The organism is Labrys monachus, assembly GCF_030814655.1.
Taxonomy (GTDB): Bacteria; Pseudomonadota; Alphaproteobacteria; order Rhizobiales; family Labraceae; genus Labrys; species Labrys monacha.
Window position 1 is genome coordinate 614,587 of the sequence record NZ_JAUSVK010000001.1, and the last position, 19,620, is coordinate 634,206.

Below are 19,620 nucleotides of genomic sequence, written 5' to 3' on the forward strand. Positions count from 1 at the left end.
GGTTCTCCTTCGAGGGATTCCCCCATGTCCGCCCTGCCCAGCTTCCACGCTCCCTATGCCGAGGACGACGGCGCCATCGTCTCCCGCCTCCTGGCCGATCCCGTCATCGACCAGGCCGGCGAGGCGCGCATCGACGCCGCCGCCACGCGCCTGATCGAGGCCATCCGCGCCAGCGCCGGCTCGATCGGCGGCATCGAGGATTTCCTGCGCGAATATTCGCTGTCGACCAAGGAAGGCCTCGCGCTGATGATCCTGGCCGAGGCGCTGCTGCGCGTGCCGGACAAGGAGACCGCCGATGCCCTCATCGAGGACAAGCTCGGCCAGGGCGACTGGCGCCATCGCGAGACCCGCTCGGACGCCTTCCTGGTCTCCGCCTCGGCCTGGGCCCTCGGCATGACCGCCCGGGTGATCCACCCGGGGGAGACGCCGGAGGGCATCGTCGCCTCGCTCGCCAAGCGCATCGGCCTGCCGGCGGTCCGCACCGCCACGCGGCAGGCGATGAAGGTGCTGGGCTCGCATTTCGTGCTCGGGCAGACCATCGGCGAGGCGCTGAAGCGGTCGGCGTCGGGCGGGGCCCGCGGCTTTCGCTATTCCTTCGACATGCTGGGCGAGGGCGCCCGCACCGCCGAGGACGCCCGGCGCTATTTCAAGAGCTATGCGGACGCGATCGACGCTATCGGCCGGGCGGCCGGCAACGAGCCCTTGCCCGCGCGGCCGGGCATCTCGGTGAAGCTCTCGGCGCTGCATCCGCGCTACGAGGCCTTGAGCCGCGAGCGCGTGATGGCCGAGCTGGTGCCGCTGGTGCGCGACCTCGCCCGCAAGGCGCGGGGCTATGAGCTCAACTTCACCGTCGACGCCGAGGAGGCCGACCGTCTGGAATTGTCGCTGGAGGTGATCGCGGCCGTGCTCGCCGATCCCGCCCTCGAGGGCTGGACCGGCTTCGGCCTCGCCATCCAGGCCTATCAGAAGCGCGCCTTCGCGGTGATCGAGCATGTCGAGGCGCTGGCGAAGGCCCTGGGCCGGCAGCTGATGGTGCGCCTCGTCAAGGGCGCCTATTGGGACACCGAGGTCAAGCGGGCGCAGGAGCGCGGCCTCGACGACTATCCGGTGTTCACCCGCAAGCCGGTGACCGATCTCAACTACATCCGCTGCGCCCGGCGCATGCTGGCGGCGCGTCCGCATCTCTACCCGCAATTCGCCACCCACAACGCCCTCAGCATCGCCACCATCATCGAGATCGCCGGCGGGGTGGACGGCTACGAGTTCCAGCGCCTGCACGGCATGGGCGACCTCGCCTACAAGGCGCTGATGAAGGAGCGCCCGGGCACGGCCTGCCGGGTCTATGCGCCGGTCGGCGGCCATGCCGATCTCCTCGCCTATCTGGTGCGGCGCCTCCTGGAGAACGGCGCGAATTCGAACTTCGTCTCCGTCGCCGCCGATCCGGCGGTGCCGGTGAGCGACCTCCTGCGCCGGCCGGCAGCCCAGATCGGCAGCGCCGCCCGGGCGCGGCACGCGCGCATCCCGCTGCCGAAGGCGCTGTACGGCGCCGAGCGCGCCAACTCGGCCGGGGTCGAGCTCGGCTCGCGGGAGGCCGTGGCCGCCCTCCAGGCCGACCTTGCGGCCGGCGCGAGGCCGGTGGCGGCGACGCCGCTCATCGGCGGCAGGCCGGCGGCAGGGCAGGCCCGGCCGGTCTGCGCCCCGGCCGACGGCACGACGGTGGTCGGCACCGTGGCGGAGGCGGACGAGGACGGCGCGCGGGCCGCCATGCAGGCGGCGGCCGAGGGCTTCCGGGCCTGGGACCGCAGCGACGTCGCGCGCCGGGCCGGCGCGCTGGAAAAGGCTGCCGATCTCCTGGAGCAGCGGCGCGGCCTTCTGCTCGCTTTGCTGCAGGCCGAGGCGGGCAAGACCATCGACGACGCCGTCGCGGAACTGCGCGAAGCCGTCGATTTCTGCCGCTATTACGCGGCGCAGGCGCGGCGGATCTTCGGGGCCGGCGAGGTCATGCCCGGCCCGACCGGCGAAGAGAACCGCCTCCTCCATCGCGGGCGCGGGGTGTTCGTGTGCATCAGCCCGTGGAATTTCCCGCTGGCGATCTTCCTCGGCCAGGTCGCGGCGGCGCTCGCCGCCGGCAACAGCGTCGTCGCCAAGCCGGCCGAGCAGACGCCGCTCATCGCCTATGAGGCGGTGAAGATCCTGATCGAGGCCGGCGTGCCCGGCTCGGCGCTGCAGTATGTGCCGGGCGACGGGCGCATCGGCGCGGGGCTGGTCGCCCATCCGGCGGTGGCCGGGGTTGCCTTCACCGGCTCGACCGAGACGGCCTGGGCGATCAACCGGGCGCTGGCGGCGCGCAACGGCGCCATCGTGCCGCTGATCGCCGAGACCGGCGGCATCAATGCGATGATCGTCGACGCCACGGCGCTCCCCGAGCAGGTGGCGGACGACGTCGTGGTTTCCGCCTTCCGCTCGGCCGGCCAGCGCTGCTCGGCGCTGCGCCTGCTCTGCGTGCAGGACGACGTCGCCGACAAGATCGTCACCATGATCAAGGGGGCGGCGCAGGAGCTCAAGCTCGGCGACCCCCGCGACCTCTCCGTCCAGATCGGCCCGGTGATCGATGCCGAGGCCAAGGCCGGGCTGGAAGCGCATATCGCCGCGATGGCCGGGACGGCGAAGATCCACCTCGCCACCCCGGCGCTCGATCAAGGCAGCTTCGTCGGCCCGCATATCCTGGAGATCGGCAAGGTCGGCGATCTCACCCGCGAGGTGTTCGGCCCGGTGCTGCATGTGGTGCGCTGGAAGGCCGGCGGCCTCGACGCCCTGCTCGACGCCATCGCCGCCAGCGGCTACGGCCTGACGCTCGGCGTGCACAGCCGCATCGATACGACGATCGAGACGGTGGCCGAGCGCATGCCGGCGGGCAATGTCTATGTGAACCGCAACATGATCGGCGCGGTGGTCGGCACCCAGCCCTTCGGCGGCACCGGCCTCTCCGGCACCGGCCCCAAGGCGGGCGGCCCGAACTACCTCAAGCGCTTCGCCACCGAGCAGGTCGTCGCCGTCAACACCGCGGCGGCCGGCGGCAATGCCAGCCTGATCGCCATGGGCGAGGATTAGAGCGTCGGCTTCCAGTCCATGGGCGCTGACGTAGACACGCGATGGAGGGTCGATCCCCGATCGACCTTTTCCTCTCTCCTGCAGGCGCCGCGTTTCCAAGAGGGGCGATCGGGTGATCGCCCCGCCACGGTCGCGCTTTTCCCCGCAAGGTCAGCGCCTATGGGCGAGACGCCCGCCGTCCAGGGAAAGGCTCTTTCCCCCTTCCGGCGGCCATGGCATGGATGGGCTTTCATCCCATCCCTGGAGAGCCGGCATGGCGAAGACACGTTGGGGCATCATTTCCACCGCGCTGATCGGCACGGGCAAGGTCATTCCCGGCATTCAGCGGGCGCGCACGGCCGAGGTGGTGGCCATCGCCTCACGCGACCAGGGGCGGGCGAGGGCCGCCGCCGATGCGCTCGGCATTCCCAAGGCCTATGGCTCCTACGAGGCGCTGCTGGCCGATCCCGACATCGATGCGATCTATAATCCCCTGCCCAACCACCTGCATGTGCCGGTGACGCTCCAGGCCGCTGCCGCCGGCAAGCATGTGCTGTGCGAAAAGCCGATCGGGCTCGACGCAACGGATGCCGAAAGGCTGCTGGCGGTGCCGAAGGGGATCCATGTGATGGAAGCCTTTATGGTGCGCTTCCATCCGCAATGGCTCAGGGCGCGCGAGGCGGCGCGCTCCGGCGAGCTCGGCGAGGTCCGGGCTATCCAGTGCTTCTTTTCCTATTTCAACACCGACCCCGCCAATATCCGCAACCAGGCCGATATCGGCGGCGGCGGCATCATGGACATCGGCTGCTATCCGATCGTCACCAGCCGCTTCATCTTCGAGGCCGAGCCGCAGCGGGTGATCGCCCTCATCGACCGCGACCCGGTGTTGGGCGTCGACCGCATCGCTTCGGCGATCCTGGACTATGGCGACGGCCGCCGGGCCGACTTCACCGTCTCGACCCAGCTGACGCCGCTGCAGCGGGTCGACATCGTCGGCACCAGGAAGCGCTTCGAGGTTACCATTCCCTTCAACGCGCCGCAGGCCGAGGCGGTGACGGTCTTCACCGACGACGGCTCCGAGCTCGGCGACGCCTCGGCCGTCGCCACCCGCATCGATCCCGTCGACCAGTATGCCGAGCAGGCGGACGTGTTCTCGGCCGTGGTGCGCGGCGAGATCGACCTGCCCTACGGCCCGGCCGACGCCGTGCAGAACATGAAGATCATCGACGCGCTGTTCCGCTCGGAGAAGAGCGGCCGGTGGGAGACGCCGTAGGGAGCGCGGACTTCCAGTCCGTTGGCGCCAAGCTTGCCGTGGGAGGCGCGACGATGGAGGGGCGATCACCGATCGCCCATCCTGGAAATGCAGAGCTTGCGACAAAAAAGAAGGGCGATCGGTGATCGCCCCTCCATCTCGCGCATATGTCTGCGCCTACGGACTTCCAGTCGCTCTTCCCATGCGGCAGGCGCGGTGTTTCAAGAGCGACAGCAAGCCCGCTCCCGGCGTCATTTCGGCGAGACCAGCGCTTCTTCCAGGATGTCGAGGCCTTCCTTGAGTACGCGCGGCTGGATGGTGAGCGGGGCGAGCAGGCGCACCGTCTCGCCGAACACGCCGCAGGTGAGGATCATCAGGCCGCGGTCCAGGCAGTCGGCGGCGAGGGCCTTCGCCGCAGCGGCATCGGGGTCGCCGCCGCCATGGGCGGTGACGAGCTCGAACGCCGTCATGCCGCCGAGGCCGCGGACGTCGCCGATCGGCCGGCCGGTCTTGCGGCGCCTGATCGCCTTCAGCCGCTTGAGGATCGCCTCGCCCTGGCGGAGCGATTTTTCGAGGAGGTCCTCGGTCTCGAAGGCCTCGATCACGCCGAGCGCGGCGGCGCAGGCGACGGGATTGCCGGCATAGGTGCCGCCGAGGCCGCCCGGCTCCGGCGCGTCCATGACGGCGGCCTTGCCGACGATGCCGGCGAGGGGAAAGCCGCCGGCGAGGCTCTTGGCCGTGGTGATGAGGTCGGGCTCGACGCCGGAATGCTCCATCGCGAACCATTTCCCGGTCCGCCCGAAGCCCGACTGGATCTCGTCGGCGATGAGCAGGATGCCGTGCTCGTCGCACAGCGCCCGCAGGCGCTGGAGCAGCTCCTTCGAGGCGACATAGAAGCCGCCCTCGCCCTGCACGGGCTCGATCACGATGGCGGCGACGGCCTTGGGGTCGACATCGGTCTTGAACAGCCATTTGAAGGCTTCGAACGTGTCGTCGACGGAGATGCCCTTGTGCTCGATCGGGTAGGGCACGCGCCAGATGCCGGGCGGGAAGGGGCCGAACCTGGTCTTGTACGGCACCACCTTGCCGGTCATCGCCATGGTGAGCAGCGTGCGGCCGTGGAAGGCGCCGCTGAACACCACCACGTCCGAGCGGCCGGTGGCGGCCCGCGCGATCTTGATGGCGTTCTCCACGGCTTCGGCGCCGGTGGTCACCAGCATGGTCTTCTTCGGGCCGGCGATGGGCGCGATCGCATTGAGCTTCTCGGCCAGCATCACGGCCGGCTCATAGGGCGTCACCATCAGGCAGGTATGGGTGAAGCGCTCGAGCTGCTCATAGACGCGCTTCATCACCAGGGGGTGGCGGTGGCCGGTGTTGAGCACGGCGATGCCGCCGCCGAAATCGATGAAGCGCCGGCCCTCGACGTCCCAGATCTCGGAATTTTTCGCCTTGGCGGCGAAGACGGGCTGGCCGGCGCTCATGCCGCGCGAAAAGGCATTGGCGCGCCGTTCGAGGAGTTCGTCGGTCTGCGTGCGGTTGGCACCGCGCGCCTTCGAGGCGGGAGCATCCATGGTTTTTCTCCAGAGTTCGGCAGACGTCGTCCTGGTGGTGGAAAGACGCCTCGCTGCCCGGCCGAGCCTTTGGGTTCGCCTTTTTTGCGCCCGGATGAAATGCGGCTCATCTGTGGCGCGGCGGCAACGAAGAGCTAACCATTCTGTTAAAAAGCCACCGATGTGAAGAAGTTTTGCAGTTCGGTTGTATTTTCGCCACATAAAAGATTACCCGTCGTTAACCTTCCACGGTCACAAACGAGCGCATGAAAACAGACACCATCAAATCTGCCGTACGCCTCTTCGCGATTGCGCTGGCGACGTCCGGCCTTGGCGGCTGCGCCCTCTTTCCCGCCGTGCATACGGCCCAGGTCACCAATGAGCGTGATTGCCTGGCGCGGGCGATGTATTTCGAGTCCAACCGCAGCAGCGACGACGGCATGCTCGCGGTCGGCACGGTGGTGATGAACCGTCGCGATTCCGGCCGCTATCCGCGGTCGATCTGCGGCGTCGTCGGGCAGCGCGTGCAGTTCGCCCCCGGCGTGCTGTCGCGGCAGATGAACGATGCCGGCCGGGGCCGCGCCTACCGCGTCGCCGATGCCGTCCTGGCCGGCAAGCGCTATCCGGGCATGAACGGTGTCTATTTCTTCCACACCGCCGGCTACACCTATCCCTATTCCAACATGCATTACGTGGCGGTGGCGGGCGGCAACGCCTTCTACGAGAAGCGCCGCTCGCCGGGCGGACAGCCGGTGGAGGCGCCGACCCTGCTGGCCCAGGCCGATCCGATGCCGGCTCCCGAGCCGGCGCCGGTGGCGGTGCGCGAGACGCGCAAATATGCGCGGCCGGTGGCGGCCCAGCCGCTGCCGCGGCTCGTCGCCGACACCATGGATGACGACGGGCAGCGCGACGCGCTGCCGCCGATGCGTGCGGCGACGGCGAAGCATGTTCGGCCGCATTCCGCCCAGATGGCGCGGATCGATCGGCAGGACGACGCCGATTTCGCGCCTGAGGCGCTGCCGCCGGTCCGCGGCCATGGCCAGCCGGCCAAGCGGGCCCGTGCCTCCGGCATGCAGGTCGCCCAGAATGATCGCCAGGACGCCGACAGGCTGCCGGAAGCGCTGCCGCCCTTGCGGCCGCGCGGTTCGGTCGGCGAGGTCCGCCTTGCCGAGCCGCCGCGGCACAGCCGCATGGCGGAGTCCGAGATGGCGCAGCCTGCCGGCGCCCAGTTCCGCTTCGAGCAGGGCCCGCGCGGCATCGAGCCGCGTTCCCCGGGCCGGGAGCCGGCGAAGGTCCAGCGACCGCGCGCCGTGGTGGCGCAGTCGCGCGCCGTGCCGACGGTGCGGATCGAGAGCGTGCCGGTCGAGGCGGATATGGGCGGCCTGTCCGCCCCCCGTCCGGCCAAGCCGCGCTCGGCGCTGGAGCCGCAGCCGCTATATTGAATCCGGACACTGCAGGAAGGCGCTGCTTCCGCCTGCGGTCCCGTGTCTGCACCGCACCTTTGCAAGGTGCGCACGGGATGACAATGCTGGCGGGATGGGAAGAGGTCGATCGGTGATCGACCCGGCCCGCGTCCATCCCGGCGCAGACTGCCGCGGATGGAGGGGCGATCACCGATCGCCCGTCTTGGAGACGCCGCGCTGGCCGGATGGGAAGAGGTCGATCGGTGCGACGCTGCTCAGGCGATGGTCGGATAGCCGCGGTCGCGGGCTTCGCGATCCCAGGCCAGCGTCGTGGCGAAATCGTCCTGCTCCACTGCCGCGAAGCCCTGCAGGCGCAAGGTCGCCGCGAGATCGGCGAACCAGGGCTGGCGATGCGCCGCGGCGAAGGCGGCCTTGAGGCGCAGGACGGTTTCCGCCGGCAGGCCGGGCACGGCGACGAAGGAGGGGATCGGCGCCATGCCGGTGCTGCCGATGACGCGGATGCCGTCGGTGAGGTCGGGGCGGTGCGCGCGGATCAGGTCGTGCCAATAGGCGTCGAGCGGTCCGACGTCGATCTCGCCGGCCAGCACCTTGTCGAGGATGCCGCGCGCGGTGACGAGGTTGCCGCGCACCTGCGCATAGAGCGTCGGACGGTCGGGCGTGCGGTAGGCCAGCAAATGGTGGCGCAGCGCGTTGAAGCCGGAATGGGAATGCTCCACCGTCCAGCCGATGCGATGGCCGAAGGTGTCCTCGATCCTTTGGAACGGGCTGTCGGCCCGCACGATGAGGTCCGAGCGGTAGAGCGGCTTGCCGCCGGCCCAGGGCCCGGCGGGAATGGGCGCGGCGATCGGCACCACGGCCGAGAGCTGGAAGGCGATGGGATAGCCGCACATGAAGACGCAGCCGAGATCCTCGCGCTCCCACAGCACCTCCAGCGGCTGGGGCGCCGGGTAGGGCACATAGTCGAAATCGGTGCCGGCCATGGCGAAGACGTGGCCGAGCAGCGCCTTCCAGGCTTCCTCGACCTCCGGCGTCACCGCATACATGCGGGCATTGGCGATGAAGGCGGCCATCACAGCCCGCCCGGCTGGATGGCGAGGCCGGTGCCGATCATCGCATCGCGGGTGACGAGCTGGGCCAGCGCCATCTCGCTCCAACCCTTGGTGCCGTCGGGGCGGAGCGGAAGCACGAGATAGCGCAGCTCCGCCGTCGAATCCCAGACGCGGATCTCGGTTCCGGCGGGCAGGGTGACGCCGAATTCGGCGAGCACGCCGCGCGGGTCGATCACGGCACGCGAGCGGTAGGGCGCCGATTTGTACCAGACCGGCGGCAGGCCGAGCACCGACCAGGGATAGCAGGAGCACAGCGTGCACACGATCATGTTGTGCACGGAAGGCGTGTTCTCGACCACCTTCATATGCTCGCCCTGGCGGCCGGAATAGCCGAGGGAAGCGATGGCGGCGGTGGCATCCTCCAGCAGCCAATGGCGGAATTCCTCGTCGCGCCAGGCATGGGCGACGACATGGGCGCCGTTGCGCGGACCGACCTTGGTCTCATAGGTGTCGATGAAGACGTCCAGCGCCGCCGGATCGACATAGCCTTTCTCGACCAGCACGGCTTCCAGCTTCCGGACGCGCTCGGCCATGGCCGAAGGCGGCGCGCCGTGATGGTCGTGCCCGTCGTCGTCGTGGTCGTGATGCGCGCTCATGGCCGATATGTCCTCTGGCCATTGTTTCGCAGAGATCGCCGCGCGAGGCAATCGTTCCGGGCGCCCTTGCCGGATGCGGGGTATGTCGTTAGATCATAGCCAGTGTGATCTGCCCGGAAGGCTTCGATGCGCGCCATTCTCGACATCGTCCTCATTCTTCTTCAGTTGTACGTCTATGTCGTGCTGGCGTCCGTGGTGTATTCCTACCTGATCGCGTTCAACATCATCAGCCGGCGCAATGCCATGGTGGTCGCCATCGGCGACGCGCTGTATCGGCTGACAGAACCGGTCTACGCGCCCATACGCCGCCGGCTGCCCAGTTTCGGCGCGCTCGATTTCACCCCGTTCATCGTCATCCTCCTGGTGATGCTGATCGAGCGCGTCATCGTCTATTACATCTATCCCAACGTGTTCTGAGCGGCCCGGTGTCGGCCGCGGCCGCAGCCGGCCCTCCCTGGCGGCTCGTCGCCGAAGGCCTGCTCGTCACCGTGCGGCTGACGCCGCGCGGCGGCAGGGATGCCCTCGGCGGCATCGAGGTCCTGGCGGACGGCAAGGCCGTCCTCACCGCCCGGGTGCGCGCCGCACCGACGGACGGCGAGGCCAACCAGGCGCTGGCCAAGCTGCTCGCCAAGGCCCTGAAGGTGCCGGCCTCACGGGTGTCGATCGCCCATGGTGCCTCCAGTCGGGTGAAGACCGTGCTGATCGAGGGCGACGGCGGGGCGGCGGAGCGGATGCTGGCCTCGCTCGTCGGACAGGGCGATCGCCTCTGACGCGATGTCGTCCCGGACGCGACGCGGCGCGCCGTGACGCATCGCAGATCCGGGATCGTCGGCCGGAGGCGATCGCCTTGCCCTTGGGATGGGACCCGTAGGAACATAAACGGCCACGCCCGCGTTAAGTCTCGAATATTTCAGGCAATTTCCTGCCTGGAACAATCGGGAGAACCGGCATGAAGTTGTTTTTGTCCATGGTGATCGGCGTGGCCGGGCTGGCCGGCGCGAGCGCGGCCCAGGCCGCCGAGGATCCGGCCGTCACCGCCTGCAAGTCGACGGGGCTGATCGCGCTGAAGCAGAAGGCGCCGGAGATTACCGACCTCATCGTCGATCCCGAGAGCCTCGCGGTGTCGTCCGCCAACACCGAGATCGAGGACGTGCCGGTCAAGTCGGTGATCATGGGCGAGGCCTATATCAAGCGCGGCCAGAGCACCGGCAAGCCGGACCGCTTCGTCTGCCTCATCGGGGAAAAGGGCAAGGTGCTGCTGACCTTCTTCACCGCGCAATAGGGCCGTCGGCGGCGCGCCGGATCATGGTTTCTCCCGCCGCGGCCGCACCAGGCCTTCCTGCGCGACGGAGGCGATGAGCCGGCCGTCCTGCCAGATCTGCCCGCGCGCGAAGCCGCGGGCCCCGCCGGTGAACGGGCTCTCCTGGGCATAGAGCAGCCATTCGTCCATCTTGAGGGGCCCGTGGAACCAGAGGGCATGGTCGATCGAGGCGGCCTGCACGTCGAGGTCGAACACGCTCCTGCCATGGGCGACGAGGGTGGTGTCGAGCAGCGTCATGTCCGAGGCGTAGGCGAGCACCGCCTCGTGCACGGCGCGGTCGGCCGGCAGCGCGCCGGCCGCGCGGATCCAGACATATTGGCGCGGTTCCTGCGGAATGCGGGCGACATAGCGCGTGAGGTCGACCGGCCGCAGCTCGATCGGCCGCTCGCGCTCCCAATAGTCGCGCACGCTCTTGGGCATCAGCGCCAGGAAGCGCTCCTTGAGCTCGGTGTCGCTCGGCAATTGCTCGGGGCCGGGCACTTCGGGCATGCGCGCCTGGTGATGCCAGCCTTCCTCGGGCCGGTGATAGGAGCAGGACAGCGAGAAGATCGGCTCGCCGTGCTGGATGCCGATGGCGCGGCGGGTGGTGAAGCTCTTGCCGTCGCGCAGGCGGTCGACCTCGTAGATGATCGGCACGGAGGGATCGCCCGGCCGCAGGAAATAGCCGTGCAGGGAATGGACGCGGCGCTCCGGGTCGACGGTACGGCTCGCCGCCACCAGCGCCTGGCTGATCACCAGGCCGCCGAAGACCCGCTGCCAGCCGACCTGCGGGCTCCTGCCGCGATAAAGATTGTGTTCGAGCTGTTCGAGATCGAGTATCGAGAGGAGATTGTCGACGGGGTCGGGCATTTGACTTTCCTTGATGGGTCAGACGAGCCCCGGCTTCGAAGGATTGTCAAGCGTGAGGAGGCACAATGAACAGCCGGCTCGATCTCGTCATTGCCGGCGGCGGTTTTGCCGGCCTCGGCCTCGCGATCGCGCTCAAGGCGGAACTCGGCGCTGATTTCGAGGTGGCGGTCGTCGATCCCGTTCTCGGCCGCGCCCCGCCGCACGACGCCCGCGCCTCGGCCATCGCTGCCGGAGCCCGCCGCTTCTTCGAGCGCCTGGGCGTCTGGGACAGCGTGCGCGCGGAAAGCCAGCCGATCCTCGACATGGTGGTGACCGATTCACGGGTCGACGACCCGATCCGGCCGACCTTCCTGACCTTCGGCGGCGATGTCGAGCCGGGCGAGCCCTTCGGCCACATGGTGGAGAACCGCCTCCTGCTCGACGCCCTGGCGACGCGCGCGGCGGCGCTCGGGGTGAGGCTGGTCGGCAGCGGCGCCTCGGTCGCCCGTTACGCCGTCGAAGGCGGCGGGGTCACCGCCTTCCTCTCGACCGGCGAGACGCTCGCGGCCCGGCTGATCGCCGCCGCGGACGGCGGCCGCTCCCGCCTGCGCGAACAGGCGGGGATCGCCATGTATGGCTGGGACTACGGGCAATCCGGCATCGTCACCACCGTGGCGCATGAGCGCGATCACGAAGGCCGCGCGGAGGAGCATTTCCTGCCCGCCGGCCCGTTCGCCATCCTGCCGCTGACCGGGCGCCGCTCCTCCTTGGTGTGGACGGAGCGCACCGCCGAGGCCGAACGCATCGTCGCCCTGGACGATGCGGGCTTCCATGCCGAACTCGAGCGCCGCTTCGGGCTCAGGCTCGGCGAGATCTCGGTGATCGGCGCGCGTGCGGCCTTCCCGCTGGCGATGCGCATCGCGCGCAGCTTCGTCGCCGACCGGCTGGTCCTCGTCGGCGACGCCGCCCATATCGTGCATCCGATCGCCGGGCAGGGGCTCAATCTCGGCATACGCGATGCCGCGGCGCTGGCCGAATGCATCATCGACGCGGCGACGCTCGGGCTCGATATCGGCGCGCCGGACGTGCTGGCACGCTACCAGCGCTGGCGCCGCTTCGACACCGTGTCGATGGGCCTCGTCACCGACGGGCTCAACCGCCTGTTCTCGAACGATCTCGACCCGCTGCGCCTGGTGCGCGACGTCGGTCTCGGCCTGGTCGAACGGCTGCCGATGGCCAAGCGCTTCTTCATCAAGGAGGCCGCCGGCCTCAGCGGCAGCGTGCCCCGGCTGATGCAGTAGCGCCGAGGCCGCGCCGGCGCCCGTCGAGCGCCGGCTTCGTCTCGCCCGGAGCGGCGCCGCTGTCCGCCGCTCCATTCCTCGTTCGCGGTGCCGTCACACCGCGTGGACTTTGGCTTCGCGTTCCCAGAACCGCAGTTCGCCGCACAGGGCGACGAAGCGCTTGGCGTCGTCGGGCGTCTTCAGCGCGAGGCAGCCGCCGTCGGGCAGGACGCCGGCCTTGTCCAAAAGCGGCTGGGCTGCAGCCGAGAAGGCGATGAACTTGGCATGCGCGAAGGCGTCGCTGACGAAATCCTTGGCGGTGGCCTCGTTGAGAAGCGTTTTCGCACCCTCTGCCGAGAGAAGGACCGCGACGGCGTCGTAGAGCACCGAGGGGCCGCCATTGATCTTCTGCCTGGCGGGACGCAGGCTGCCGTCGCCGAGAGCCACCCCACCGACGCGCGGCGCCACGAGCTCGACCACCGCGCCCTGGGCTTCGGCGGCCGCGGTCAGCGCGTCGAGCAGGCCGGCGTCGGCGCCGTCGCTCACCAGCACGCCGAGCTTGCGGCCCCTGAAGCTCTTCGGCCCGTTCGCGACGATGCTCAGCACCGGCGAGGGCGGCAGGTCCTCGATCACCTTGCGGGCCGGCTGCGCCGCCTTCGGCATGTCCTTCAGCCCCAGCCCCTCGGCCACGCTCCTGGCGAGATCGGGATGGATGTTGATCAGATGCGAGACGATGCGCGCGCGGATGGCGGGCGTCTCGACCTTGCTCAGCTCGAACACGAAGGCGTCCTGGATGTGCGTCTGCTCGACCGGCGTCTGGCTGACATAGAACTGGCGGGCCTGGCTGTAGTGGTCGGCGAAGAGTTCGCCCCTGACGCGCCGCTTGTCGCCCGCCTCGGGCGCCGGAAAGCTGCGGAAGCCCCTGTCCGGATCCTCGCGCGGGCCGCCCATCGCCCCGCCCCAGGAATTCGGCTCGTAGTTCGCCCGTCCCTTCGGATTGTGGAAGGCCATGTGGCCGTCCTGCTGCAGGGTGTGGAAGGGGCATTTCGGCGCGTTGATCGGCAGATGCGTGAAGTTGGGGCTGCCGAGGCGCTTCAGCTGCGTATCGAGATAGGAGAAGTTGCGGCCCTGGAGCAGGGGATCGTTGGTGAAGTCGATGCCCGGCACGATATTGCCGGTGTGGAAGGCGACCTGCTCCGTCTCGGCGAAGAAATTGTCGACCGTGCGGTCGAGGACGAGGCGGCCGACGCGGCGGATCGGCACGCGCTCCTCGGGAATGAGCTTGGTGGCGTCGAGCACGTCGAACTCGAAGCTGTCGGCGAAATCGTCGTCGAAGAGCTGGAGGCCGAGTTCCCATTCCGGAAAATTGCCGGTCTGGATCGCGTCCCAGAGGTCGCGGCGATGGAAATCGGGGTCGGCGCCGTTGATCTTCAGCGCCTCGTTCCAGACCACCGACTGCATGCCGAGCTTGGGCTTCCAGTGGAATTTCACGAAGGTCGACTTGCCCTTGCCATCGACGAAGCGGAAGGTGTGGACGCCGAACCCTTCCATGAAGCGGAACGAGCGCGGGATGGCGCGGTCCGACATGATCCACAGCGCCATATGCATGGTTTCGGGCATCAGGGACATGAAGTCCCAGAAATTGTCATGCGCCGTCTGCGCCTGCGGAAAGCCGCGGTCGGGCTCCTGCTTGGCGGCGTGGATGAGATCGGGGAATTTGATGGCATCTTGGATGAAGAAGACGGGTATGTTGTTGCCGACGAGATCCCAATTGCCTTCCTTGGTGTAGAACTTCACGGCAAAGCCGCGCACGTCGCGTGCGAGGTCGGCCGAGCCCTTGTTGCCCGCCACCGTGGAGAAGCGCACGAACACCGGCGTCTTCTCGCCGGCGCGCTGGAAGAGGTCGGCCGAGGTCACGTCCGCAAGCGATTCATAGGCTTCGAAAAAGCCGTGGGCCCCGAAGCCGCGCGCATGCACCACGCGCTCGGGGATGCGCTCATGGTCGAAATGGAAGATCTTCTCGCGAAAATGGAAATCCTCCAGGAGGGCGGGTCCGCGCGGGCCGATCTTCAGGGAATTCTGGTCGTCCGATACGGGGACGCCCTGCTGCGTCGTCAGCACGGGCACGTCTTTGCCGGCGACCTGATGCGTCTCGCCCCCTTCGCCGCGAAGGACGGCCGCGTCGGCGAACTGGGCCTTGGTCTGTTTGTCGGATTGGCGGAAACTGGCCATGCGGGGCCTCTCGAAATGGAGCAATGGTGCGTGGGGCGCATCGGCCCGCCGCTTGCGGGCCCTCGATGTGCTGATTTAACGCTCGGGGACGGCGAAGGTCCCCGGAAGCGGCCCGAAAATTTCGGGGCGTTCGGCGGCCGGAAATGCGGCGAGGGGCGGGGCTGCCCGGCAATGCACCGTCATCCTCGGCGAGGAAAGAGGATCCATGGGCCAGGACGCCACCCTCCGTCATGGATCCCCTTTCCTCGCTTCGCTCGCCGGGGATGACGGACATGATGGCCGTTGAAAATGAACCTGAACGCGTTGCCCTGGGTTCGGCAGGCGGGATGTTGCCCTCGCTCCGGCCATCTGACACTCTCGTGACACAGGGAGGCGTGGCATGGATCTCGAATTGGCCGGCAAGGTGATCGCCGTGACGGGCGCCTCGCGCGGCCTGGGCCTGAAGGTGGCCGAGCGTCTGGCGGCCGAGGGTGCGGCCGTGGCGGTGGCGGCGCGGTCTGCGGGCGAACTCGCCGCCGCCCATGCCGCGATCGAGGCCCATGGCGGGCGCTGCCTCGCCTATGCCTGCGACCTTGCGGTCGCCGGCGAGGCCGCGGCCTTCATCGCCAGCGTGGTGGAGATCTTCGGGCGGCTCGACGGCCTCGTCTGCAACGCCGGCATGGCGCCCGGCGCGGGCGAGGAGCGCGCTGCCTGGCAGGCGGCGCTCGCCCTCAATGTCGGGCACACCGCCGAGGCGATCGAGGCGGCGGCGCCGGTGATCGCCGCCGCCGGCAGCGTGCTGCTGCTCGCCGGACGCCGCGAGGCCGGGGAAGACTGGCCGGCCTATGCGGCGCGGGCGGCGCTCGGCGAGATGGCGCGGCGTTTTTCCGAGGAGCTTTCGACGCGGAGCGTCCGCGTCAACCTGCTGGCCCCCGCCACAGAGGATGCCGGCGCCCTCGCCGACGCCGCGGCCTTCCTCCTGTCCGTCCGGGCCGGGCGGATCAGCGGCGCGACCTTCGTGGCCTGATCAGGCGGCGAGCGAAGGCTGCTGCAGGATCGCTTCGCGCAGGAAGGCGGCGAAGCGCCGGGTGGCGACGCTCGCCGCGTCCGGCACAATGAGCGCGATGTCGAGCGGCGGCAGCTCCGGAAAGCCGTCAGCCTCCTCCAGGCGCCGCCATTCCTTGGGGATCGAGGAGACGCCGAGGATGGTGACCGCCATGCCGGCGCTGACGGCGGAATGGATGCCGGGCATGTGGCTCGACGTATAGGCGATGCGCCAGGGCTTACCGATCGCATCGAGCGCCGCCAAAGCGGACGGCCGGCAGCGGCATCCCTCGGGGAACATGGCGAGCGGCAGGGGATCGATCAATTCGGGGCGATGGTCGCGCGCCGCGCACCAGGCCCGCGGCTCGTGCCGCAGCAATTCGCCGACCGGCCGCACCGGATCGCGGGTGACGATGGCGAGATCGACCTCGCCGCGTTCCAGCATCGGCTCGAGCCGGAAGGACAGGTCGCAGCGCATTTCCAGCTGCACGCGCGGAAAGCGCCGCGAGAAGGCGCCGATCAGCGGCGTCAGCATCATGTCGACGAAATCGTCGGGCACGGCGAGGCGCACCCGGCCCTCGGCCTCGTCGCCGCCGATGGCGGCCAGGGCCTCGTCCTCCAGGCTGAGGATGCGCCGGGCATAGCCGATCAGGATCTCGCCGGCGAGGGTGGGCGTGACGCCCTTGCGCGAGCGTTCGAGCAGGCGCTTGCCGATGCGCGCCTCCATGCGCGAGACGATGACGCTGACGGCGGCCTGCGTCTTGCCGAGCGAGGCGCCGGCGGCGGTGAAGCCGCCGCGATCGACAATCGTCACCAGGGTTTCCAGGCTGTCGGTATCGAAATGCCGCATCGGTTCAATCCATAATAAAATGATATCGAACCATATAATACATTCGTTTCACGCTATTAAAAGTACGCTTTATGGTTGCGGCCAAGAATTTTCCAGCCACACGACCTGCGAGCCGGCCCCATGCGCGAACTCACACCGACCGCGGCTGCCATGAGCGGCGGACAGGCGCGCCTGCCCCGGGATTCGGCGGCCCTCGGCGCCATGGCCGGCGCGGTGATGGCGATCGCCTGGTCGCCGATCCTGATCCGCTTCGCCGGCCTCGATCCGGCCGCGAGCGCCTTCTGGCGGCTTGTCTTCGCCTTGCCGGTGCTGATCCTGTGGTCGCGGGCCGAGCGGCAGCCCGGCCGCGTGTCGGGCCTCGCCCGTCCCGGGCTGCTGGCGGCGCTCCTCGCCGGGGTGGCGTTCGCCTTCGACCTCGTCTGCTACCATGCGGCGTTGCCGCTGACCTCGGTCGCCAATGCCAGCTTCATCTCCAACCTCGCGCCGGTCGTCTCGGTGGCGGCGGGCTTCGTCCTTTTGGGCGACCGCCTCCGCCCTGCGGCGCTGGGTGCGCTCCTTGTCGCGGTCATCGGCATCGTCGTCACCAGCAGCGCCTATCGCTCGGGCTTCGCCATGCGGCTCGGGGACGTGTTCGCCGTCGGCTCGGCGCTGACCTATGCCTTCTATCTGGTGGCGCTGCGCGTGGCGCGCAGGACGCGCGGCGCGGCCGACGTGACGCTGGTCTCGACCGTCATGGCCGGCATCGTGCTGCTCGGCCTGTCGGCCGCCGGCGGGGACGGCCGGTTCTGGCCGCAGGGCTGGAGCAATTGGGCGGCGGTGGTGGCGCTCGGCCTGGTCTGCCAGGTGCTCGGCCAGGGCCTGAGCGCCGTCGGCATCGGCCGCCTGCCGGCGAGCGTCGTGGCTGTCATCCTGCTCTCGCACCCGATCCTCTCGGCGGCGCTCGCCTTCCTGATCTTCGGCGAGGCGATGAACCTCGACCAGATCGTCGGCGGCGCCCTCATCCTCGGCGCGGTCGTGCTGTCGCAGCGATAGGCGGCATGGACGAATTGCTTGTTTGCCGGCGCAGCGACGTCGCGCTCAGTCCAATGCCGCGAGAGCGACTTCGGTCTCTTCCGACGTCGGAGATCTGCTGTCATCCGCTACGAGCGCTATCGCCGCTGTGACCGCTGCATCGGCAAACTCGAAGTCATCACTCATGATCAGGCATTCGGCGGTATAGTTCGCTGCGAGAAAAGACAGCCGGTTCACGAGCAGGGCCTGAAGGAGCCTTCTCGCGTGGTCGCGGGTAACCACTTCCGCTGGGCCATCGGTGATAATAATGTATCCCACGCCCTCAGATTTGCAGCCCTGATCGCAGGCATGGACCTCAGCCTCTATCTCTCGACCGAAGGCCTCCGGTGTGAGATCACCCTTCAGAAAGGCGACGAGCGATGCGTGTTCCATGGATCGACAATAGCCCCAGTCTCAACTCTTACAACCGAGATTGGCGAGAAAGCGAGAGTGGTGCAGGAAGTCGGGCCATGCGGGAAGGCGATCCTGGCTAAGCAAAGCCGCGAGCGGCATCGGGAATATGAACTATCCCGATCACGCGAATGCGGCTTTCCTTCAATCCGAAGTGATGAGGGCCGCGCCCGGCGGCCTCGACTTCGCAACAATCGCTACCTAGGTTGAGGGGAGACCGCGGCCCCAAGACGAATTCCTCTGGTCTGGCGCTCGTCCGCGGCATCAGGTGGCCAATGCGTTCGTTCGGGATCCTGTCGGCGTTCGTGATCGCGATGATGCCGTTTTCGGCGGTGCAGGCCGGGCCTTCCAAGGCGATCGATCCGGTCTTCGGCGATGTCCGGCTGTTCAAGCCCTTCGCAAAGCCCAAGAGCGTCATCGTCCTCCTGTCGGATGCCGACGGCTTCGGACGGGAGGAGAGCACGCTCGCGGTGGAGTTCCAGCATCGCGGCGATCTCGTCATCGGCCTCAATTGGCCGGCCGGGCGGCACTATACCAGCCTGGGCCGGGCGATGAGCTGCACCGAACTTGCCCTGCGGGTCGAGAACGTCACCCTGCATGTCGAGCGCGAGCAGGACATCGCGCCCTATATCACGCCGGTGCTCGCCGGCGCCGGCCTCGGCAGCGACGCGGCCCGGGCCCTGGCGCTGGAGGCGAAGGCGCACCGGCTCGCCGGGGTGATCGCCCTGCATTCGCGGCAGATGACGCCGGACGCGGTATCGGCCTGCGCCGTCGATGCGAAGGCGCTGGTCAGCGCCGATGCCGGCGCGGCGGCGACCTCCGGCCTCCAGGCGCTGCGCGAGATCGAGGACGGCGACGACGATGCGGCGAGCGATGCGGCCGAGGCGCTGGGCAGGGATGCCGGGCCGCACGGGCCGGGCGATCTCGCCGACCTCCCGCTCTATGTCTCCGAGCCGGCGCAGCCCCCGCGCCGCCTCGCCGTCGTGCTGACCGGCGACGGCGGCATGGGGCCGCTCAACCGCGATCTCGCCGCCGCCCTGGCCGAGCGCGGCATCGGCGTGGTGACGATCGACTCGCGCCGCTATTTCTGGGCCAAGCGGGATCCCCGCGACGTCGCGACCGACCTGCGACGGGTGATCCGGCATTTCCGCGCCACCTGGCCGGTGGAGCGGATCGCGCTGGTCGGCTATTCCTTCGGCGGCGATGCGCTGCCGCTGGTCTATAACCGCCTGCCGGCGAGCACCAAGCGCATCGTCGCGGTGGTCTCGCTGCTGTCGATCGCGCCGGTGACCGACATGCGCATCGAGCTCAGCGACGACGACTATCCCAACGAGACCCCGCTGCTGCCCGAAGCCGCCCGCATCGACGCGCCGAACGTGCAGTGCATCTACGGCAAGGACGACAGGATGGCGGCGATGGCCTGTCCCGCTCTCGCCGCGGCGCGGCCGGATTTCGCCATCGTGCCGCAGGCGGGCGGCCACGGCTTCGACGGCGACACCGAAAGGCTCGCCGACATCATCGTGGCGCCGCTGCTCTCGGCCTCCCCCGCGCCGCGCCGGCTGGCTCCGCCGCCGGGCCATGCCGCCGTGGCCAGGCAGTAGGCC

Annotated in this window: 17 protein-coding genes; 10 read left to right on the top strand and 7 right to left on the bottom strand. The window is 69.0% G+C overall.

Going from position 1 to position 19,620, the window contains the following annotated elements; genetic code table 11:
- The first annotated feature begins 24 nt into the window (after positions 1–24).
- Both putA and J3R73_RS02675 read left to right on the top strand, forming a co-directional pair.
- A complete protein-coding gene (gene putA / locus J3R73_RS02670; RefSeq protein ID WP_307422126.1) occupies positions 25–3,111 on the top strand; it encodes a bifunctional proline dehydrogenase/L-glutamate gamma-semialdehyde dehydrogenase PutA in 3,087 nt (1,028 codons plus the stop codon).
- A gap of 253 nt (positions 3,112–3,364) precedes the next feature.
- The gene (locus tag J3R73_RS02675; RefSeq protein ID WP_307422129.1) at positions 3,365–4,363 is read left to right on the top strand and encodes a Gfo/Idh/MocA family protein; all 999 of its coding nucleotides are present in this window, start codon (positions 3,365–3,367) and stop codon (positions 4,361–4,363) included.
- A 230-nt stretch (positions 4,364–4,593) separates the two neighbouring features.
- On the opposite strand, the gene gabT is transcribed toward J3R73_RS02675, so the two are convergent.
- A complete protein-coding gene (gene gabT / locus J3R73_RS02680) occupies positions 4,594–5,913 on the bottom strand; it encodes a 4-aminobutyrate--2-oxoglutarate transaminase (RefSeq protein WP_307422131.1) in 1,320 nt (439 codons plus the stop codon).
- 245 nt (positions 5,914–6,158) lie between these two features.
- Here gabT and J3R73_RS02685 point away from each other — a divergent pair, with 245 nt between their 5' ends.
- The gene (locus J3R73_RS02685; protein ID WP_307422133.1) at positions 6,159–7,334 is read left to right on the top strand and encodes a cell wall hydrolase; all 1,176 of its coding nucleotides are present in this window, start codon (positions 6,159–6,161) and stop codon (positions 7,332–7,334) included.
- A gap of 236 nt (positions 7,335–7,570) precedes the next feature.
- Here the strand turns inward: J3R73_RS02685 and J3R73_RS02690 are convergent, their stop codons facing one another.
- Both J3R73_RS02690 and nthA read right to left on the bottom strand, forming a co-directional pair.
- Positions 7,571–8,386, bottom strand: coding sequence for a phosphate/phosphite/phosphonate ABC transporter substrate-binding protein (locus tag J3R73_RS02690; protein ID WP_307422135.1), 816 nt, complete (start codon positions 8,384–8,386; stop codon positions 7,571–7,573).
- Positions 8,386–9,021: a nitrile hydratase subunit alpha gene (gene nthA / locus J3R73_RS02695; protein WP_370879837.1), complete on the bottom strand. Its 636-nt coding sequence runs from the start codon at positions 9,019–9,021 to the stop codon at positions 8,386–8,388. Before nthA ends, J3R73_RS02690 begins: the two co-directional genes overlap by 1 nt.
- Positions 9,022–9,147: 126 nt before the next feature.
- On the opposite strand from nthA, the gene J3R73_RS02700 reads away from it, so the two are divergent.
- From J3R73_RS02700 to J3R73_RS02710, 3 genes are all read left to right on the top strand, one after another.
- The gene (locus J3R73_RS02700) at positions 9,148–9,438 is read left to right on the top strand and encodes a YggT family protein (protein WP_307422137.1); all 291 of its coding nucleotides are present in this window, start codon (positions 9,148–9,150) and stop codon (positions 9,436–9,438) included.
- Between the two features lie 8 nt (positions 9,439–9,446).
- Positions 9,447–9,791, top strand: coding sequence for a DUF167 family protein (locus tag J3R73_RS02705; protein WP_307422139.1), 345 nt, complete (start codon positions 9,447–9,449; stop codon positions 9,789–9,791).
- Positions 9,792–9,970: 179 nt separating this feature from the next.
- Positions 9,971–10,303 (top strand): hypothetical protein, encoded by a 333-nt coding sequence (locus J3R73_RS02710; protein WP_307422141.1) that lies wholly within the window; start codon positions 9,971–9,973, stop codon positions 10,301–10,303.
- A 21-nt stretch (positions 10,304–10,324) separates the two neighbouring features.
- Here the strand turns inward: J3R73_RS02710 and tesB are convergent, their stop codons facing one another.
- A complete protein-coding gene (gene tesB / locus J3R73_RS02715; protein WP_307422143.1) occupies positions 10,325–11,191 on the bottom strand; it encodes an acyl-CoA thioesterase II in 867 nt (288 codons plus the stop codon).
- A gap of 65 nt (positions 11,192–11,256) precedes the next feature.
- On the opposite strand from tesB, the gene J3R73_RS02720 reads away from it, so the two are divergent.
- Positions 11,257–12,471 carry a ubiquinone biosynthesis hydroxylase gene (locus tag J3R73_RS02720; protein ID WP_307422144.1) on the top strand — a complete coding sequence of 405 codons (1,215 nt, stop codon included), beginning with the start codon at positions 11,257–11,259 and terminating at the stop codon, positions 12,469–12,471.
- 93 nt (positions 12,472–12,564) lie between these two features.
- Here J3R73_RS02720 and katE read toward each other — a convergent pair whose 3' ends face one another.
- Entirely contained in the window at positions 12,565–14,682 is a 2,118-nt protein-coding gene (gene katE, locus J3R73_RS02725; RefSeq protein WP_307422147.1) for a catalase, read from the bottom strand.
- Between the two features lie 379 nt (positions 14,683–15,061).
- Here katE and J3R73_RS02730 point away from each other — a divergent pair, with 379 nt between their 5' ends.
- A complete protein-coding gene (locus tag J3R73_RS02730; RefSeq protein WP_307422150.1) occupies positions 15,062–15,688 on the top strand; it encodes an SDR family NAD(P)-dependent oxidoreductase in 627 nt (208 codons plus the stop codon).
- Here the strand turns inward: J3R73_RS02730 and J3R73_RS02735 are convergent, their stop codons facing one another.
- A complete protein-coding gene (locus J3R73_RS02735) occupies positions 15,689–16,555 on the bottom strand; it encodes a LysR substrate-binding domain-containing protein (protein WP_307422152.1) in 867 nt (288 codons plus the stop codon).
- A gap of 120 nt (positions 16,556–16,675) precedes the next feature.
- Between J3R73_RS02735 and J3R73_RS02740 the strand changes: the two genes are divergently transcribed.
- Entirely contained in the window at positions 16,676–17,587 is a 912-nt protein-coding gene (locus J3R73_RS02740; protein ID WP_307422154.1) for a DMT family transporter, read from the top strand.
- A gap of 45 nt (positions 17,588–17,632) precedes the next feature.
- On the opposite strand, the gene J3R73_RS02745 is transcribed toward J3R73_RS02740, so the two are convergent.
- Entirely contained in the window at positions 17,633–17,998 is a 366-nt protein-coding gene (locus J3R73_RS02745) for a hypothetical protein (protein ID WP_307422156.1), read from the bottom strand.
- A 293-nt stretch (positions 17,999–18,291) separates the two neighbouring features.
- Between J3R73_RS02745 and J3R73_RS02750 the strand changes: the two genes are divergently transcribed.
- Positions 18,292–19,617, top strand: a complete 1,326-nt coding sequence (locus J3R73_RS02750; protein ID WP_307422158.1) for an AcvB/VirJ family lysyl-phosphatidylglycerol hydrolase — start codon at positions 18,292–18,294, stop codon at positions 19,615–19,617.
- Positions 19,618–19,620: the final 3 nt, after the last annotated feature.

Excerpts from the sequence above, each read along its gene's own strand:
- putA (WP_307422126.1), top strand. The coding sequence starts at position 25 with ATGTCCGCCCTGCCCAGCTTCCACGCTCCCTATGCCGAGGACGACGGC.
- J3R73_RS02675 (WP_307422129.1), top strand. The coding sequence starts at position 3,365 with ATGGCGAAGACACGTTGGGGCATCATTTCCACCGCGCTGATCGGCACG.
- gabT (WP_307422131.1), bottom strand. The coding sequence starts at position 5,913 with ATGGATGCTCCCGCCTCGAAGGCGCGCGGTGCCAACCGCACGCAGACC.
- J3R73_RS02685 (WP_307422133.1), top strand. The coding sequence starts at position 6,159 with ATGAAAACAGACACCATCAAATCTGCCGTACGCCTCTTCGCGATTGCG.
- J3R73_RS02690 (WP_307422135.1), bottom strand. The coding sequence starts at position 8,386 with ATGGCCGCCTTCATCGCCAATGCCCGCATGTATGCGGTGACGCCGGAG.
- nthA (WP_370879837.1), bottom strand. The coding sequence starts at position 9,021 with ATGAGCGCGCATCACGACCACGACGACGACGGGCACGACCATCACGGC.
- J3R73_RS02700 (WP_307422137.1), top strand. The coding sequence starts at position 9,148 with ATGCGCGCCATTCTCGACATCGTCCTCATTCTTCTTCAGTTGTACGTC.
- J3R73_RS02710 (WP_307422141.1), top strand. The coding sequence starts at position 9,971 with ATGAAGTTGTTTTTGTCCATGGTGATCGGCGTGGCCGGGCTGGCCGGC.
- tesB (WP_307422143.1), bottom strand. The coding sequence starts at position 11,191 with ATGCCCGACCCCGTCGACAATCTCCTCTCGATACTCGATCTCGAACAG.
- J3R73_RS02720 (WP_307422144.1), top strand. The coding sequence starts at position 11,257 with ATGAACAGCCGGCTCGATCTCGTCATTGCCGGCGGCGGTTTTGCCGGC.
- katE (WP_307422147.1), bottom strand. The coding sequence starts at position 14,682 with ATGGCCAGTTTCCGCCAATCCGACAAACAGACCAAGGCCCAGTTCGCC.
- J3R73_RS02730 (WP_307422150.1), top strand. The coding sequence starts at position 15,062 with ATGGATCTCGAATTGGCCGGCAAGGTGATCGCCGTGACGGGCGCCTCG.
- J3R73_RS02735 (WP_307422152.1), bottom strand. The coding sequence starts at position 16,555 with ATGCGGCATTTCGATACCGACAGCCTGGAAACCCTGGTGACGATTGTC.
- J3R73_RS02740 (WP_307422154.1), top strand. The coding sequence starts at position 16,676 with ATGCGCGAACTCACACCGACCGCGGCTGCCATGAGCGGCGGACAGGCG.
- J3R73_RS02745 (WP_307422156.1), bottom strand. The coding sequence starts at position 17,998 with ATGGAACACGCATCGCTCGTCGCCTTTCTGAAGGGTGATCTCACACCG.
- J3R73_RS02750 (WP_307422158.1), top strand. The coding sequence starts at position 18,292 with ATGCGTTCGTTCGGGATCCTGTCGGCGTTCGTGATCGCGATGATGCCG.